The organism is Paenibacillus sp. J22P169 (genome assembly GCF_059691995.1).
Genome location: NZ_JCAUAO010000002.1, coordinates 276,678 through 294,317, shown reverse-complemented (window position 1 = coordinate 294,317; position 17,640 = coordinate 276,678). Strand labels below are relative to the sequence as shown.

12 protein-coding genes and 1 pseudogene are annotated in these 17,640 nt (G+C 42.7%); 1 reads left to right on the top strand and 12 read right to left on the bottom strand.

Annotation, left to right across the window (positions count from 1 at the left end; genetic code table 11):
• Positions 1-84: 84 nt before the first annotated feature.
• The 9 genes from AC58QG_RS15725 to AC58QG_RS15685 form a co-directional block, all read right to left on the bottom strand.
• Positions 85-666: a GNAT family N-acetyltransferase gene (locus tag AC58QG_RS15725; protein WP_497363063.1), complete on the bottom strand. Its 582-nt coding sequence runs from the start codon at positions 664-666 to the stop codon at positions 85-87.
• Between the two features lie 240 nt (positions 667-906).
• The gene (locus AC58QG_RS15720; RefSeq protein ID WP_497363062.1) at positions 907-1,776 is read right to left on the bottom strand and encodes an aminoglycoside phosphotransferase family protein; all 870 of its coding nucleotides are present in this window, start codon (positions 1,774-1,776) and stop codon (positions 907-909) included.
• Positions 1,777-2,331: 555 nt separating this feature from the next.
• Positions 2,332-2,940: a DUF1349 domain-containing protein gene (locus AC58QG_RS15715; protein WP_497363061.1), complete on the bottom strand. Its 609-nt coding sequence runs from the start codon at positions 2,938-2,940 to the stop codon at positions 2,332-2,334.
• Between the two features lie 176 nt (positions 2,941-3,116).
• A complete protein-coding gene (locus AC58QG_RS15710; RefSeq protein WP_497363060.1) occupies positions 3,117-3,359 on the bottom strand; it encodes a hypothetical protein in 243 nt (80 codons plus the stop codon).
• 327 nt (positions 3,360-3,686) lie between these two features.
• Positions 3,687-3,959, bottom strand: a complete 273-nt coding sequence (locus AC58QG_RS15705; protein ID WP_497363059.1) for a YjcN family protein — start codon at positions 3,957-3,959, stop codon at positions 3,687-3,689.
• Between the two features lie 188 nt (positions 3,960-4,147).
• Positions 4,148-4,528, bottom strand: coding sequence for a DUF2500 domain-containing protein (locus AC58QG_RS15700; protein ID WP_497363058.1), 381 nt, complete (start codon positions 4,526-4,528; stop codon positions 4,148-4,150).
• A 145-nt stretch (positions 4,529-4,673) separates the two neighbouring features.
• Positions 4,674-5,387, bottom strand: coding sequence for a DUF975 family protein (locus AC58QG_RS15695; RefSeq protein ID WP_497363057.1), 714 nt, complete (start codon positions 5,385-5,387; stop codon positions 4,674-4,676).
• 845 nt (positions 5,388-6,232) lie between these two features.
• Positions 6,233-6,910, bottom strand: coding sequence for a hypothetical protein (locus AC58QG_RS15690; RefSeq protein ID WP_497363056.1), 678 nt, complete (start codon positions 6,908-6,910; stop codon positions 6,233-6,235).
• Positions 6,911-7,318: 408 nt separating this feature from the next.
• Positions 7,319-7,648: a DUF8617 domain-containing protein gene (locus AC58QG_RS15685; protein ID WP_497363055.1), complete on the bottom strand. Its 330-nt coding sequence runs from the start codon at positions 7,646-7,648 to the stop codon at positions 7,319-7,321.
• 544 nt (positions 7,649-8,192) lie between these two features.
• Between AC58QG_RS15685 and AC58QG_RS15680 the strand changes: the two are divergent.
• Positions 8,193-8,552 (top strand): annotated as a pseudogene (locus AC58QG_RS15680) (protein kinase domain-containing protein); the annotation flags it as partial.
• Between the two features lie 277 nt (positions 8,553-8,829).
• On the opposite strand, the gene AC58QG_RS15675 reads toward AC58QG_RS15680, so the two are convergent.
• The 3 genes from AC58QG_RS15675 to AC58QG_RS15665 all read right to left on the bottom strand — a co-directional run bounded on the left by AC58QG_RS15675 (position 8,830) and on the right by AC58QG_RS15665 (position 17,564).
• Positions 8,830-12,198: an OmpL47-type beta-barrel domain-containing protein gene (locus tag AC58QG_RS15675; RefSeq protein WP_497363457.1), complete on the bottom strand. Its 3,369-nt coding sequence runs from the start codon at positions 12,196-12,198 to the stop codon at positions 8,830-8,832.
• Positions 12,199-12,580: 382 nt separating this feature from the next.
• Positions 12,581-14,863: a heparinase II/III domain-containing protein gene (locus AC58QG_RS15670; protein ID WP_497363054.1), complete on the bottom strand. Its 2,283-nt coding sequence runs from the start codon at positions 14,861-14,863 to the stop codon at positions 12,581-12,583.
• Complete coding sequence (locus AC58QG_RS15665) at positions 14,841-17,564, bottom strand: alpha-mannosidase (protein WP_497363053.1); 2,724 nt, start codon at positions 17,562-17,564, stop codon at positions 14,841-14,843. Before AC58QG_RS15665 ends, AC58QG_RS15670 begins: the two co-directional genes overlap by 23 nt.
• Between the last annotated feature and the right edge of the window lie 76 nt (positions 17,565-17,640).

The following is a 17,640-nucleotide window of genomic DNA, read 5'->3' as shown; positions in this document are numbered from 1 at the left end:
GACCTTTGTTATAATCTTGAATGATTAATACCAGATGAAAAAAAGATTTCAATCGTGTAACAAATATTTAACTCTCGTTTACCGTTAGTTAAACGATCCATCTTCTTTTAGTATCTCAATAAATTCATCTTTCGTTAAACCAAACAAAATACTATCTAAATATTGCCCATTTGTGTATATGACTTTTCGCTGAACACCTTCTTGGAGGCAGCCTAGTTTCTTCATCATTTTAATAGATGCTACGTTTCCTTCAAGTACATTATCATTGAATTTATTAAGTCTTCGTTCGAAGAAAGCATACTTCAGAAGTATTTTAACAGCTCTTGTACCATACCCCTTACCTCGGTGGTCCCTGTCGATTTGAATACCTATACTGAACGTGCCATTTTTTTCGTCGATGCTGTTTAAATTAATACCCCCAACATTATCTCGATCAGAATTTTCGATAGTAAACATAAGTCGACCTGATGAGAAATCAGCGTATGTTTCAGAGAATTTTTTTGCTTCTGCAATAGTAGGTGGTAATTCAACAGCACACTCTAACAGACGCCGTGCATGAGAATCGAAACGGTTGATGTAGTGACTCTCCCAATCTTCAGGCTCTATTGCACGCAATTTTATTTCCTCATCCTGCCAAAAATAATTACTGAAATCAATTTCTCTCATAGGTAACCTCCCAAATATTTTTCTTCGATTTCTTAACGTTCGTAAAAATTCATGGTCCAGTCCCGTCAGCAATCACACGATAACCTAACCAATTTTTCTTCACCTTGTGACAAGAACTTGATCCCATAAAATAAAAAGACCGCGTTTTACGCGGCAATTAATGGGACTATGTTCTTGTCACCCGACACTGGTCTAGGCTTTCCAAGACATAGTTGTTATTTACAATAAGCTTATCAAGCATCATTCTGACAGTACTAGGTCAAGCCAGGAATTCGCCTCACGGTATAGAACTGGATTGTTTTCAGGTGTGTAGTACGCCAGTATTGCCACCGCCTGTGATACGACCCATCCGCGGGCTCTTGCCCAAGTAGCGTCGTCCGTCGATAGATATTTGCGGAACTCATCACGAGCCTCCGGTGAGTGTAACTTCCATGCGACCATGATATCGCATGCAGGATCGCCAATGCCCATTTCACCCCAATCGATCACACCGGTGATGCGTTTATTTCGCACAAGCCAGTTACGCACGTCAAGGTCGCCATGATGCCAAACTGGCGGGCCGTTCCATGGAGGCGCAGCAAGCGCCGACTCCCAAATATCAGAAACCGCAGAATCGCCATCGAATCGATCCAGCCAGTGTCGGAACTCCTTATCCCGTTGAGCCAAAGGAACGCCGCGCCCCTGCGGCCCACCCGTTGGATCGAGTTGTTGTAGCACTGCAACGAACGCCGCAAGATCACGCGCTGCCTGAATCGCGTCAATCTGCCCTATTGGCACCGACTCGCCTTCAATCCACGAATGTATCTCCCAAAACCACGGATATTCGCTATTCGGATGCCCTTGCGCAATAGGTACAGGGGTTTCAAGCGGAACCAATGGTGAGAGCTTTGGCAGCCATATAAACTCTCGACTTTCTGGTGTCGTTGGCCCCATCCGCCGTGCAAGCCGAACGGAATATTCTTCGCCTAGCCTGAAGATAGCGTTCACTGTGCCAGCCGGCTCGACCCGTCTCAAGGAAAGCTCTGCCCAGTGGGGGAACTGGGTGACAAGCAGACGGCGTACGAGTGCCTCGTTAATTTCCATTTCGTCGACGTGCATTTTCACACCCATTAGTCGCCACCACCTCGTTCGCTATAATTAGCGTAGTTCGAGTCCAGCCTCATGTTATCATTTGTTGTTTCCATTTTAACACCTCTATAGTTTTACTTTTTTTAATCTACATACTCTCGTATAATCTACCTTCACTTCACTTGTTCCATAGACAGAACTTAACTTCCTATCTAACAAGGTATCAAATAAATATAGATTTTAGTTGATAATACTCATTTATAGTTAAACTATCCTGCCCGTTACTTTAACGGACAACGGCAGCCGATCGTATACCGGCTGCCATTGTGTTGTGCTTGAACTATAGTTCCTCGTTAGCACAGTAACTGCTATGACTTCTTTTTTCTGACTAGTTTGAAAATTAATAAAACAATTAAAATAGCGATAGCCACTGATATTAGTTGGGTAATTGCTGTACTCAATTCGAAATGCAATACATTCCCTCATTTCATAATTTGGATACCGTTACTCACCTCTTAAGATCAGGGAAATCGGGAATTTTTATGAGTTCACTTCCATTTGGAGTTTAACTTTGGTTTGATGAAAATAAAGGTTTTATTATTTTATATTTCTTACATCTATATTAGTATTAGGAAGGAGGTGTAAGTAATCGAACTGCACTACACATCCATCACCAACTGGACTCTGGGCAACTACACCGACTTTTAAACTATGGATATTACTCATTCCAAAATACCGCACTAATGCCCATTCATTACCATCAAGAGAGTAATGAAAAGCTAAACAAGTATCATATCGAGATACTCTTAAGAAAGGGTTTGTATTCCCGACATAGTCGCCAATACAATCATCAGAAATATCTTTAGTTACAACACTAATAATGGAAGGTCGACCTCTAAAATCCTCATAACATAACTTGGCCCAGTTATTCTCGTCTGCCATTACCATAAGGCATCCGGAGTCATTCTGGTCACGTATGTCTACGCTAACCCGTGTGGTTAAGATAAAATTTGCATTTGTTGTCGTATATAGGAATGGAGCAGAATTTTTTCTACTTTCCTGTGTTGGGTTATGGAAGAAGTCTGCACGAGGTGGCGCGGTAATCATAAGTGAATTTTGTTCAGAAAATCCCCATTCAAGTGGTTCATTAATCCATTTAAGAGAAGAATTTAGACTCTTCCCCACGCAGTTATAAAAAAGACTCATACCTAACCATCGTCCCCCATCCATATAGTATATATAACATAGTGTATATCTAGTGTGATTATAACAGAGGGGAACACTATTTTGTATCGTTATCCGTTAGCTAATCCTCTGAGCGAATTTTCACTTCATATAGTCGTGGTTGAGTAGAGACCGACTAAGATTATTCACTTTATTATTTACTTCCCCTTTGAAATGAACAAAGATTTAAAAACAACGTCCTTCCGTCCATCTACTTGATTATAATCAATAACTTTATAACTAAAACCTAAATAAGTTGATGTACCCCCATCCTTGTACAAATTTGTTCGAATGGCAAATATCGGTGGCATATCCTTTATTGCTCTTTTGTAATCAATAATAAAAATGGATATTGGAATGAGAGCTACAAGCGATATTAACAACATCTTCTTTTTAGGCATAATTACTCCTTTGTCATAACTAGGGGTTAGTATGTATTAGACTTATCAAAGCCTAGTAGATTTCACTATCTTGCCCGTTACTTGAATAGGCCGCCAGCATACCCGCAGCCTGTTCAGTATTGTGCTATCATTTCTCGTTAGCTTAACGCATCCTGCTGCGATAAAAGGTTACGCTAATCCGCCTTTTTAGTTTAATCTCGTGAGCTTCGCTAGTACAAAAAAACGTTCACCCAAGTGAGTGAACGCCTAAGGATTATAGTAAACAACGGATTATCAGAACAGTCTCTGAATTAAAAAAGCATTGAACAAGTCCCGTATCATCATTTTTCAAGGACCTGTCCCTGATTTATCGACAATCCATCCTAATTTTGTTTGTTTAACATAAATATAACTCGAACTTAGATCACTTGCATAGAACAAGTATCCTTCGGATCCCCTTTTTCCTTGATTGATCAATTCAGTTGTAACAGCAAGTAATGGATGTCCAGTAAGTAAGATGTGTTTTCTTACTTCAATATTTGCTGAAGGAGAAGGAAAAAAGCAAAATAGTATAACTAGTCCTAAAATTGTTATGTAAATTACTCGCCCTTTTTTGCTCACCACTATCAACTCCATATTTTAGTATTAAAAATACCCTCCCAAGTATAATTTCTCTCTAGCTTTGCTAGAATTGGAAGGGTTTAATCTTATTGCTTATTGTTGTGCTAGTGTTTCTCATTACTTCAATGATATAGGGTTTCCATTTATGTCATCAATTCTACGGACATGATCTAATTGTCAAAAGGGCTTCACCGCTGAAAAGTGTTAAACCGCGTCCCCTGATTCGTCAGCTTTCCCCTGTCTCCTTCTGCGATCAGACCGTACTCCGAGCCGCTCAGCTGCAGCTCCAGGCGCGAACGATCGTCGAACTCGAATGTTACGAAGTAAGAAGTACTCGCGCTTGAATCTTCGGATCCGCCCCACACTTTCGTCCGTTTCGTGACAACTGTCGCATCCCTTCTCAGTACAGGAGACGCATTATTTCGCGCCCAGGTAGTGATCCCGCTTATCATGGCAAAGACAATCATTCCAATTATCAGTAATGGAATCAACACAAACATCGCTTTAAAAATAAACGGCGGTCCATCAAACCCCATCGGCATAACAGCAGCGCTCCTCTTACTGTCCATTTTTTTATGTTCTGTATCCTACGATGTCCACGCCGCAAAGTTTCAACCTGTGGCTGAAGCCACCAATTCGCACGTCATCCATTTTTCTATGACGCCAATGACATATATTTACTACTAGTAACACAATTGCAAGTTGATGCAGCTTTTATTCAACTGGGGCTTGATGCAAAAATGCTCCTTCTTGTTGCTGCATGGCTTTCCGATTGACATAGAATGCAGCTGAAGCGGCTGAGCTATAGGTAACGACAGGCAGCATGAATACGGCTATAATGACACTACTCCAATAAGGGTCCTCCATATCTACCCCTGGGAGCAATCCAATAGTAATAAACCCACCAATAATCGCGAGCAGATACCAACCTATGAAGCTCAAGTGAAGCTTGAAAAAGTCCCATTTATGCCCTCTCATCATTTCCGAGCTGCGTTTAATGGCTTGAATCGGTTTTAAATCTGGTTCATCGTTCAAAATGTAGAAGGTCATGGCATAACGAAGGGCTGCAATAATACCTGGTATTATGAGTAAGAGTGTCCAAAGCAGAATGAAAAGTAAGAACAGGAGGTAAGTCAGAAATGAAGAAACAAATTGTTTGAATCCGTAAAATAGATCGGTGAACTGTGCACTTTCATCTCGATTCAGTTTTAGAAAATAATGCACAGAGCCCAGCAGGAGAGCACCACCTACTAGAAAGCCTGCAAGATCTAAAAGCCAGTGCGCCTCAGGGCCCGTCAATGGACCGAACAAAGTCGTAACCGCCGTAACAAACAGAGCAGAAGCCCAGTTCTCTCTCAGACTCCTCCTTGCTAATTCCCTTAGGTCCGATGAATTCTTGTAATAATAAATTTCTTGGTTCATGTTCATGTTGTTCCTCACTTTGTCTGGAATATTTTACATTTACTCTCAATAATAAGGAATCTGGTCCCCTCAGTAAAGAACCAATTTTACAAGTAGGTATTCACACCCACACATGGAGAAAGTTAAGAGTTAAATTATACTGCACGATACTCAGTAAAAAATAGGGATCGTCGACTGTACAACAGCCGGCGATCCCTATTTAAGTAACGTTCTCCGTTAGTTCAACAATGTTTTCCGGATTCAGACCTCGTTAAAGTCAAATGCTCACTAGAAGAATACATCTTTCAGTTCCATTAATTCACTATACTTCAACAAGAAATCCTCCTTCCCACAAATCAATGTTCTTTCTACTACCATGATATATTGCGCTTATGCTCTGATAATCTCCCGTTACTTGAACGAACAAAAAAGAAGCTGCCGCGTGGCAACCTCTTTCACTATCGTTTTCCGTTAGCGTAACGATGATCTTGTTGTGGATAAATTATCTTGCATGATATAATTATAAAAAATGGAAAGAAGGGATAAACGATGAACGCAAAAACAAACCTTCGCCACCAACCTTTCAACACATTTCATAATAAACATAATCAACGAGTAACAGAGTTTCATAAACGTCACGCTACTCAAATCGCGAACGGGGATAATGGAAATAGTTTATTAGCGAGATGGGAAAGATTTGTTTATAACAAAACACTGGATATTTTGAAGATATTTAAAAAATAATTTATTTGAGGCTGTTCCTAAGCGGAGCAGCCTCTTTCATTTTCTTTTCAAGTTAACCTACCCGTTAGTGACATAAGGGATAGATTAAATGCAAAGTTCAATGATTTCGTCGCATCCATATTTTAGCATTAACGTTTATTGTATAATTTGCTATTCTCCCAAAACAAAGCACCATCCTTTTCTAGTCTCATGTAACCTATATCCTTGTCTGTGGGGTATAATCGCAAACGATCGAAATTTATTTTATTTTCATCCATGCCTGCAATACGATAAACTATCACTTCATTACTTTCAATTTTTAATATCAAATCATCCATACTAAATACCGTTCTTTCAGGCATATCTTCAACATGATGCTCAGTAAAACTCTTGATATCTATCCACGATATAACAGAGCGATGGATACCTGAACCGAATGAATAGGAATAAACGATATCTACTATCCCGTCTTTATTGACATCGTATGGCACAGCGCTTGTTACACCGAACCCGCCAAACCCATTGCCTATATGAACAGCCTTTTGATTCGTTACGATAAACGTTTCCGAGTTCTTATACTCATCTACAATCTTATAAAGCTGACATTTTGTTTGATCCCAAATATTAGAAGGTGTAATCTCCATCAGTTCTATATCCGTTTTGTTCGATTGAGAAATATCTGGAGTTGCTAAAATCAGTTTTTCCGCTTCTTCAATCGATATCTTTTCTTTGGCTTCTTCGATCGTTGTCTTTTTGGAATCACAAGCCGAAAAAAGGAAGCAACAAGCCAACATAGTAATAATTGCCATTAGCAGCTTGTTTTTCATTTTAATTTTTCCCTCCAAAACAAGTAATCTTCGATAATTATCCCACTAATTCTCAGGTTAAAAATAGAACTTCCATAAAATTGGAAGTTCTATTTTTATTAATTTGCTTATTAAATTAACCTATCCTTTAGTTATACATCTAACTATTTATAGATGATTTTTAAAACTGAATATTTTAAAAAAGTAAAATGCTCAGAACTATCGTTGATAAGGTACATGCGGACATTAAAGTTATTATTTTTCCTTTGTTTTTCTCTTCTGAAGATTTTACAAGTTCTCGGGATACCGCAATCCATGTAACAATAGATACGATGGCTACTATTAAAAGCAACATATTATCTCCCCCTGTTTAAAATTTTCACATACGTTATTTCATTAAATGCTCATTAGTTGAGTAAGAAGCAAAAATTATATCGTGAACTTAGATGATTGTAGTAACGTCTTGTTTGGGTTGTCTTTATTACTTCTAAACATTTCTAATTGTGGTGAATTATTATTGAAAAATATATTCCCACAATTTTTGCATTGATACACTCTTTTATATAATTTCGATGATAACGAACGAATTTTCATACATGCAATTTCTTTATCTTTTGGTGCCGGTCCAGATTTTTCAATCGCTTCATCAATTTCTTCTAAAAAACCAAACCAATCTTGGTCTGATATTAAGTGTGCCTTATAGGACAAGTAATCTGTTTGGTCATATATTATATGACCACATTCACACGTGAATTTCATCCTATAACCGTCCTTCCATTGTGGGCAATTAACTTCAGCTTTTTTCTCTGCATTATCGTTCTAATTCGATGTCTGACCGTAGTATCCTGCCCGTTACTTAAATGAAAACAGGGAGCAGCTGCCGCGTGCAAACTGCTCTCTGTTTATTGTGCTATCGTTTCCCGTTAAGGTTCAAATAACGATTGGGGACAAAAAAAGGTAAACAAACATATAAAAATTTTTTTACCTTATGATGCCTCAAATGTGCCTACATTAATGACACAAATCTATCTACATTTTTTAGCGGGTCCGGAGCTTTAGGCAAGGTCTATAAAGCTTATGATTCGAAAGGACGCCAGCTAGCAATCAAAGAGACTTCCAACCGTGAGGCGGCAAGACGCGAAGCGCGGATTATGCAGAATTACCGGATCGGTGAGTTTTTGCCACGCTATTATGATTATTTTGAGATCGGGGAAAAAGGCTATTTGGTTACTGAGTATATCCGGGGGTCGACTTAGGTAATGACTTTCATAATACCTTCACCAATAAGCGGGATCAGGACTTAAGTGTAGAGATTACAATCAACATCCTCAAGGGTCTTAGACAACTCCACAAAACGGGGTATGTCCATAATGATGTGCTGCCCAAAAACGTTATGATACTTCACAATAAGCCAGAGACGGTCAAAGTAATAGATTTCAACATTGCCAAAGAGATTGTGAGTCCTGCTGTCATGAAAAAGGAGCTACAGGATGTGTGCAAAATATGCGCTTTCCTCATGAACGGGACGGTAGCGGATATCCATAAGGCGGAAATTCGCGATAGAGAACTTAGGCGTGTGTTATTAAATCCCTTTGACGTAAACAATAAGGACAGGTATGTATCGACTGACGCACTCATTGCCGCATTGCGGCCTTTTTGCTAAGGCACCTGACTGGACTATAAACTATCGTTTCCCGTTAATTTATTCAACTTTTCTATGTTGAGAATTGAGATATAACACGAACAATACAAGCCCCGCGATACAGAGAACTATACTAATAATCCTCAGTTCCCATAATACTTTCATATTCACAGTCTAATAATACCATTAATTGGAATACTTCCTACGTAAATTCTTGCCAGCAAGCTCAGTTATTACGTGGAAAAGCTCAGACTGTTGTTAAAGTCTGAGCTCTTCCACGTAGCTGCTATAGAATGGTTTAATGATCTCCTGATTGATCATGAGGTACTCTGACAGTTGATGTGGCAACCGCTTGGTTGCCTGCTTGATCAGTTATCGTATACGTTATAGTATATATGCGCCCCGATCCATCACCCAACCTTGCAGCACGTAAACTAAAGGAAGTAGCCGCTGTACCAAAATCGGCTGCAATGTCGCTTTGACTGCTACCAGGTTCGTTGCTCGTAATCGAAGTTAACACAACAGATGCAACGCCTGATGCAGCATCGCTCGAATTAAGCGTGGCACTTACGATTACCATTTTATTATTCGGGGGCCAAATAGACGTTTTATCTAACTGAACGGTTAGCATTGGTGCCGTTTTGTCAACCTTAAACTCCACTGTTTGGTGTCGTTTTACATCGCCTGCTTGATCCACAGCGCGATAATTGATTGTATAAACCCCATCACCAAAGGCAGGCAGGGTGTCCGTATAGGCAGTCCATGCCCCGTTATTCACTTGATATTCTGACGTTTCCACACCCGATACATTGTCACTTGCTGATAAGCTTACCGTTACATCCGACGTATACCATCCATTGCTGCCGTCAGGTACAGCAGGACTTAAATCTAGAATGGGAGGCGCCGTTTGAATCGTGATATCGTCCATGTAAGCCGTAAAAGCACCATCTGCAGCGTTATCATACGCAGCAATAACAGCAACTATCGTCTTATCTTTAAAAGACGAATTTAAATAATAAGAGATTTTCCCCCATTCTCCTACCCTGCCTTTTGCGTCTTTGCCGGTAAAACCAGACGTATCGCTTAAATAAGTACCGTCGTCAAACAACAGATCAATGAAAGCATGCTGACCTAAGTCATTTTCTGCTTTCATAAAATAAGAAAGCTCTAAGTCTTTATGAACTTTTATTTTCGTTGGCGCAATTCGCGCATAAAGCTGAGAATTGTCGGAACCGCCTTCCGACTGGCCATTAAATCGGAAAGAATACGCTCCTTGATTATGGGTACCTTTCTCGATGGCAAAGGAGTCTGCCGCAGGATTCGTATGCTGACGTTTCAAGATTGCCGGATTTCCGCGTTTATTTTCATCATCTGGATTGTAAATACCCACGTCAACGTCAGTTAGCTCACCGCCCATAGCTACGCGTTTTTCAAACCCATTCCGCCAATACACCGGGCCAAGCGAATCCTCAATCGGCACTTCATCGCTTACAGGGTTATTCTCAGTAATGTCACGTTTAGACAAATCGGCAATCGCTCCTGCCAGTCGCAAATAAAAATCTGATGAAAGCCATGTACCTTCTGAAGCTTGTGTATAAAAATACTGCTCCCCCTTTGGTATCTCAAAGGAATCTTCAGCGCCTTTCATAATTGCCGTGCCTTCATCGTACTCGTCAAACATGGCTATATAGGTTGTCTTTAGGCCTCGTTCTCTTAAAAGCGCTGCTTGTGTCCACATGAAATCTCCGCTTTCTCTAGCTATCTCATTTGCCGGAGAGTTTACCCCACTCCTCAGATTCGACCATGCAAAACCTGGGAAAATAACTGGCTGGAAATCTACTCCATACCTTTCGCAATAGGCCTGTTCGGTATTCAAACGATTATTGGCTAGCTCCCACCAGTCTTTAGCGCCGTCGGTGCCTTTAAACCGTCCTACCGTCCAAGGTGATGCCATATCAATGGACTGATATACCTCAGCATACTCATTTGTTACCGACGCCCATGTATTATCAGGCAAACCTCCAATCACATAATAACCTCTATCTTGGAACCAGTGAATAAGAGTGAGCGCAACATTGGCACTTGGATATCTATCTGGGTTGTCCCCAGCAAGGCCCCATAAGCAGACTACCGGCTTACCATCCGCATGAGCATAACTCGTTGAGCTTGCTATGCCTTTTCGTTCTATATTATAAACCCAATCTTTTTTGATTCTTTCTATAGCAGCATCCCTTACACTGCCTGATCCTGACATGTCATACATGACATAAAATAGTTTATTATACTTTTCAGCAGCCTCTTGAACCAAGTTAATATTATTTTTCACAGGACTTTCAATGACTTCTGTTGTACCATAAAATCGTTGAACGGCTAACCCGTCTATGCCATAATCACGCAACCAGGAAACATGCAGGTCAACCACGTCTTTATTCTTAGATGTAAATAACTTTGCTCCTTCTCCACTTTCCAAATTATCAAAATTGGTATTGAAAAGAGCATTGTCGGGATAGTCCCTTACATCCGGCCAATTTTCAAATTTAAGGGCTCCGACTCCAGGTCTTGACCCCGAGTTCCAATGAACCCATCCCGTGTTGGTGGCATTGGCAGTAAACCACATCTGATAACCGGAAACAGTCTTTCCGATCATGTTGTTACTTGCCGTTTGCTCGGCAAACGCGGGTGGAACGGTCTCGTCAATTGGAGGTTCCTTACCGGTCTCAATTCGTATACTTTTTACGTAAAAGTCTCCACCGGCAGCTAGTATTCTGAAATCAGCGCCGCCATTTTGCTTTTTGTTCATTTGAGCATCGCTTACAAATATTTTTAGCGTTGCCAGTTCTCCGGTATTATACAGCTGTATAAAATGCCTGTTATTGTAAGCATGTCCAGTTGATTTTTGGCCAAGTTCCAAATAGGGCTTAGTTGACCCAACATCATAATACTGAATTGTAAAAATTACGTTTTCAGAACCTCTAAGGGAAGAGTCCGCTGGCAATGTACCATACAGATATTTTTGGGTGGCAATATGCCCAACGATATCTCCTTTATACCCTTCTACAAAAGTCTGAGGTTCAGAGGAAGGATTGCCATTATATTTGGTATAAGTTACACCTTTTTCCGTTACAGTTTCATCGAATTCTAGCAAGGCGTAATAGGGTAAGGACGATACCGATACGGAATATGTCCCTTTTATCGTGGGGTCGGCTTGAGATGACGCAGTTACTATTAATGATGTGGCGGTTTCATTTTGAGCAACCGTTAAAAGGCCAGTATCGCTAACCTTTGTTCCGCTGGATACTGCTTCGTTATCCTGATTCACAACAGACCATATCACGGATTGCGGTGTTGCATTTGATGGCGTTATTTCTGTAGTAAATTGAAGTGTTTCGCCTTTTTTAACTTCTGAGGCCACAGCGGTTACATGAATATCCGTGATAGCCAAATCCGGCATTACGGTTACGGATGCTGCTTTTAAATCAACAATCGTATCGGCGGTTGCACCATTGTTCGGATTGTCTCCCAGACTTGCTTCAAGCGCGATGCTGACTTCGTCCACAGATGCTATTGCTTTGTTCGGATAGATTTGTACTGAAGTCACAAGCAAGAATAAGACTAAGATACTAGCAAAGGCGGATTGTAAGCTGTATTTATTTACACGACTATACATGACTTTCACTTTCTTCTCCTCCTTATATTCTTCTATAAATCTTCCTTTCAGCGGCAATCAGATTAACGCTCCATGGACGTATCCTCCCCCTTACCAATTAAAGAAATCGCTTGCATTTCATTTCTCTATTTACTGTAGCGCTTTCATGCATGTAATTGAATGATTTATCTTTACAAAATTTGATGTATTTTAACTGTTATCAAAAAATGTTTTACCACCCAAAGATTTCCTCCCGCATCAAATCAAACCGTTTCTTCCAGAGCTCCATGCCGCACTCCTTTAACTTGAAATACGTACAAAAAGCAGCTGCCCTTTAGTGGAAGTGCAGCTGCTTTTTGTACGTTCAGGTTTGTTGAGGTTCTGTGATACGAACAGCATTAAATTAGCCAGGACGTCGTGCCGGCATCGTGGTCGATTGACAAACGGTTATGACTCCACTGTCATCGGAGACCACCTTTGCACAACCCATGGCCGTTGAGCGCTGCGGCATAATGGCAGGTCGTATCTCTGCACGAATGTAAGGCTGACCTTGCAATGAGACAGAAACTTCCTTTTGGCTCAGCTCCAAACAGGCCGTTGCTCTCGACATAGAAGCAAACAACGTGTGCCCGCTATGACGAAGTACGCTTCCGTACCCAATAAAGCAACGTTCAACGTTTCTCCAATCCTCCTCGCTAGCATCTTCAGGTCTGGTTACTGCTACAAGATAGGCATCCGTCTCCCATCCATTCAAGTTGCGGATGCAATTAAGGTGCATCACCCGGCCATCTGCCCGGAGATTTAAATAAACATCCGTTTGTTTACCGCCTGATCGTATTCGCACACCTTGCATTTCATGTCCTTCTAAGACAGTCACCTCTGGAATCCGCTGCTCCGGTTCGTGCGGTATCACAGCAGTTATAAATTTGGCTTCGTTAACTGGTTCGCTCGTTTCTATGGAATAGTACGCCACCTTATTATCTGGAGAATGATCGGCCAAGCCTTGCTTTTGCTTAATAACTAGATTCTGCGGGAAAAGGTGCTTAACGGTCACACTGGCATCACCGTTCGTAACGCGCAATGAGCCATTCTCCTCTATGAACGATTTTCCCTCGTAATGAAGCAGCCACTGAAGGTTGCCCTCCTCATGTGCACGAACATCATCAATAATTAGAATGACGCCGTCGATCCAAAGAAAATGACGAAAATTTCTTGAATAATGCATCGACATAGGGCCGGTTGCATCTGCATAAACATAACGAATGCCAGCATGATCCACCAAATGATGCACGTGTCCAGGCTCCTTCACACCCCGCAGTACATCCGATCTCAGCTGTCCCTTCCCATTAAACAGCAACACATTATGCGCTTCGCTCTGCAAATAGTAATTGATATATTCAGGTCTGTCGTAAGAGCAATTGCCTGCGTCAACTAAGAGCGGCTGCCCTTTATGATAGAGAACAAAGGAACCGGCATCCGCATGAGCATGATTCCAAGTAAAACCAGACTTTACCGCCAGCAGCGTTCGATCCTTCTCCCAACCATCGCGCATCGTCGCCCAACCGATATCCGAATAGATCGCCGATGTCTCGGATGAAGACGGAGGGTTCGTATCCCCCTGCCAAATACGCTCCTGTTGGATAAAATCATAAAATCCGTAATCCGCTTTCCATTCCTTCAGATACCAGCGCAACCGCGGATCGTCAAGACCGTTCGCCAGCAGCATTTTCGCCGACTGAATGGCACCTGTATAGATATAGCCATCGCCAAAATTTACGGTTAGCGCTCGTTCGGAAGCCGGATACGTCGTGTGCAGGAAGAAATCACCAGCCTTCGCAAGCACAGGGATGTCGGAAAAATCCGTATAACCGAACGATGCTTGGTACGCCAGTCTGAAGACCAAGTATTCATACAATCCGTAATCAGCATAGTTTAAACTTTCATAGAAGGCGCCCGCTTCATCGTAATTCAAACTTTTATTGCCTAGCACACTGCCTTTATACATGAAGTATTCCGGGAAAATGCGAACGATTTCATCCAGCCACTCCCTCGCCTTAGGCTCCTCGTCGATGACCGAGATCACGCCGACTCCCGCCAGTCCGATCATAACTGCCCACCAATTATGGCCCATGGAATCAAGGGTGTGCGTACGTGTATCGGCGAATACCCAATCCTTCAGTGTCGGTATAACGCCAAGCTCTAGCAGTGCCCGGCGAACAGTCATACGCTCTTCTGTACAGAGCAAATCGTATATGCAGTCGTAGCCAACAGCAAAACCATGGCAGAAACGGGATGTATTTAACTCCGAATGCCAAGGAGGATCGTTCCGCAGCAGACCTTTTCCATACCATTTTTGGTACGTACTATAGTGAAGCAGAGCATCCTTAAGCTTCTCACCATATTTGGCCTGCCCTGTTACCTGATACACAAGCCCAAGAACTGTCCCCATCTTAGCAACTTGCTCGCTAGGCGGTCCGTATCTGCCGTGCTGGGAATCCTCGCCATCCGCGTACGCCTCATCCGTAAAGGAATCCTCCAGCATGCGATCCGCCGTTGCCAAGTATGTGTGCCATTCACCTTGGAGGCTCTCATCCTTTAACAGTTGAACTCGAAACCGCTCTACCCATGCTTGATCAAAATACAAATAAGGATGCTGCTTCTTGCTAATCTCCGCTAATATTGCCATCTCTTCCTCCTATGGTGACGATTTCTGCAGGTCGAATCGAAATCAAGCGCTGCGCCCCGATTGCTTCCCCTTTTTCTTCCAAAACATTGCTTAGATAAAGCGGTCCATGCGATCCGTGGATATGTTCTATTTGTAGCTTCACTGGTTTATCCGTCATATTAAACCATCGCATCATGAAGGCATCGGTGGAATCATTCATCTTGATGGCAGAGAAAGCGAGCCCCTCGCCTGACCAACGGATAAATTGATGATCCACCGGGAGAACACCTGATTGCATCGGCGTCTGCATCGCTGTCCATGGCACTTGCGTCTGGTAGGCAGCGACAAACGAACGCTCTGCTTCGTGCTTCCCGCCGTGCGGAATTAGCGCGTATTCGAACTCATGCTCCCCCAAACACTGCGCCTCCGGTGTTGGGAAGACCCCCCAGTCACCAAGCTCTTGCACTGCTCTCAATAAGGTAACGGCTATCGTACCTCGGTCGTCACGTAATACTTCGTATTCGTTTAATCCAAGATTGCAGACAGTGAGACCATAAGTATCATTCCTTACATTGACAAAAGCTTGCTGATGCTGACAGTTACTAGGATTCGTCCATTCCGGCGCAGGTATCGTAGCTCTTTCGGCTATTTCGAATATAGAGTCAGCATGATGCGTTATCGAGGTAATATCCGTTGGAAACAGTACACGAATACGATGATCTTTGGCGTCATTTCTCAAACTCGTCTTTACTTTAAGTATGGGAACCCCTCGTTCCAGCGTAAGGCGAGTCGTGACCGTTAAGGGCACCATCTGCTTGCTACGCTGTGCTTTCCGCTCAAGGAACGGCACGAATTCCTGAATCTCTTGACTCAGTCTTTCATCAGCGCTGGCGGGAATCTCCCATTGATGAACAATGGCTACCACGGTATGATAGGAGGTTTGCTCTTCTACATAAATGTGAGCTGACAGGCCGCGAGTGGTGAGCGAAATGTCCCCGTCAGGCGATCTGAAAATGTACTCATTTCCGATGTCGCCTACATTTTCGTAAGCCCCTAGGCCTGTAAAGGCACTTCCATTTTTCTTATCGAAAATTTCGTAGGTTCCATCATTGGCTATATGCACCGCCAGGAATTCATTGTCCATCCTAGACGCATCTGCCGATACTATCGGATGAATCGGGACAATAGGCGACAGAGCCCGGCTCAGCGCGTAGGTTCTATATCCCAGCGCCGGAACCCCTTGGGCCAAGAAGTGAACGCGTATGGAACGTGCCATATACGGCTGACGAAATTTATCCTTGGGCAGTTCATACCCGAATGTGACTCCTAGATCTTCAAACTTGGCGTCGAGCGGCTCTCCACTGGCATTTACAATGGTGTAATCTTCCAAAGCAAGCGCCTTTAATTCCTCCACAATCTTCTTGCGGTTACCGCCTCCAAGTGCGATTCGTTTCACGTCCACATCGATGCTGACTACCCCTGAACGCTCCCAGCCGGATGTATTAAACAGCGTAAATGGAATCGCCGTAGCATCATAAGCCGCTTGGGTATCAATCTGCTTGATAATCGCCTGCATACTATCTGCCGCAATATGTTCGGCTACCTGATAGCTTTTATCGAATCTCGTCATCATTTCACGATGCACCTCATCCACACTGCAACCGCAAATGCTGTCATGCGGGTGGTTTTGCATCAGCGTTTTCCAAGCATAGGTGAACAGATGGCCGGGATATGTGTGTCCCAGAAACTTTGCAAATGTAGCTAGGGGCTCTGCCACCTTTTCCAGATAGGTTTGCACACTCTGATTTTTTTGTTTAATGTACACTCTGGCGGAGGCCGTATTCACGAGTGTCCACCAGCCGTCCGTTTGTTGGCTTCTCAATTCTCCTTGAATGACCGATAGATGCTCAGGCAGATTCTCTTTCACGCTAGCTATGTAGTCATTGAAATTGGAATGAATAAAATCAACGTCCGGATATAAGTTTCTTGCGGTTTCAAGCGCTTCCGACAGATTCGACTGAACCGGCTGATGATCACAACCATTCATGAACAGCAGATGCGGCGTCGAGGCAAAACTCTCCGCTTCCTTCATCTTCCGATCCCAGTAGCAGACAGCCTCGTCCGGATTCGTAGGGATCTCCATGCCATTGTGATACCAATTCGCAAACAGGATACCGAGTACGGTCGAGCCGTCCGGCGATTGCCATTTCATTTCCGAAAAGGCAGATTCATAGTCCCCTTGTGCCTCGTTGTTGAATCCTACGGGTTTCACTCCTCTGCCGAAGACCGCCGTATCCATGCCGGCCTGAAGTAGGATTTGCGGTGCTTGCCCCATATTGCCAAAGGAATCTGGGAAGTATCCTAGCTTGCACAAGCTCCCATATTCCCGTGCATCCTGATGACCAATTAATAAATTCCGGATATTCGCTTCACTGCTGGTCAAGAACTCATCCTGCAAAATGTACCAGGGGCCGATGAGGAGTTTCCCCTCTTGCACCATGCGGGCAATAACAGGTTTCTTCTCAGGTCTTATTTGTAAATAATCTTCCAAAACAATGGTCTGTCCATCTAGATGGAAACTCTGAAAGCTGGCATCCTTCTCGAACAGCTCGATCAAGGTATCCATCAACTCGATGAGAAGCACCCGATGCTTCTCGTAGGGCATATACCATTCCCGGTCCCAGTGCGAATGTGAAATGACATGTACATATTTTTGTACCATGATTTGTAATCCCCTTCCTAACTATGGTGTATTTCAAGCAGACTTTACGAATATAGAATTAAGTTGTATATTTGTT

Excerpts from the sequence above, each read along its gene's own strand:
- AC58QG_RS15725 (WP_497363063.1), bottom strand. The coding sequence starts at position 666 with ATGAGAGAAATTGATTTCAGTAATTATTTTTGGCAGGATGAGGAAATA.
- AC58QG_RS15720 (WP_497363062.1), bottom strand. The coding sequence starts at position 1,776 with ATGGGTGTGAAAATGCACGTCGACGAAATGGAAATTAACGAGGCACTC.
- AC58QG_RS15715 (WP_497363061.1), bottom strand. The coding sequence starts at position 2,940 with ATGAGTCTTTTTTATAACTGCGTGGGGAAGAGTCTAAATTCTTCTCTT.
- AC58QG_RS15710 (WP_497363060.1), bottom strand. The coding sequence starts at position 3,359 with ATGCCTAAAAAGAAGATGTTGTTAATATCGCTTGTAGCTCTCATTCCA.
- AC58QG_RS15700 (WP_497363058.1), bottom strand. The coding sequence starts at position 4,528 with ATGGACAGTAAGAGGAGCGCTGCTGTTATGCCGATGGGGTTTGATGGA.
- AC58QG_RS15695 (WP_497363057.1), bottom strand. The coding sequence starts at position 5,387 with ATGAACATGAACCAAGAAATTTATTATTACAAGAATTCATCGGACCTA.
- AC58QG_RS15690 (WP_497363056.1), bottom strand. The coding sequence starts at position 6,910 with ATGAAAAACAAGCTGCTAATGGCAATTATTACTATGTTGGCTTGTTGC.
- AC58QG_RS15685 (WP_497363055.1), bottom strand. The coding sequence starts at position 7,648 with ATGAAATTCACGTGTGAATGTGGTCATATAATATATGACCAAACAGAT.
- AC58QG_RS15675 (WP_497363457.1), bottom strand. The coding sequence starts at position 12,198 with ATGTATAGTCGTGTAAATAAATACAGCTTACAATCCGCCTTTGCTAGT.
- AC58QG_RS15670 (WP_497363054.1), bottom strand. The coding sequence starts at position 14,863 with ATGGCAATATTAGCGGAGATTAGCAAGAAGCAGCATCCTTATTTGTAT.
- AC58QG_RS15665 (WP_497363053.1), bottom strand. The coding sequence starts at position 17,564 with ATGGTACAAAAATATGTACATGTCATTTCACATTCGCACTGGGACCGG.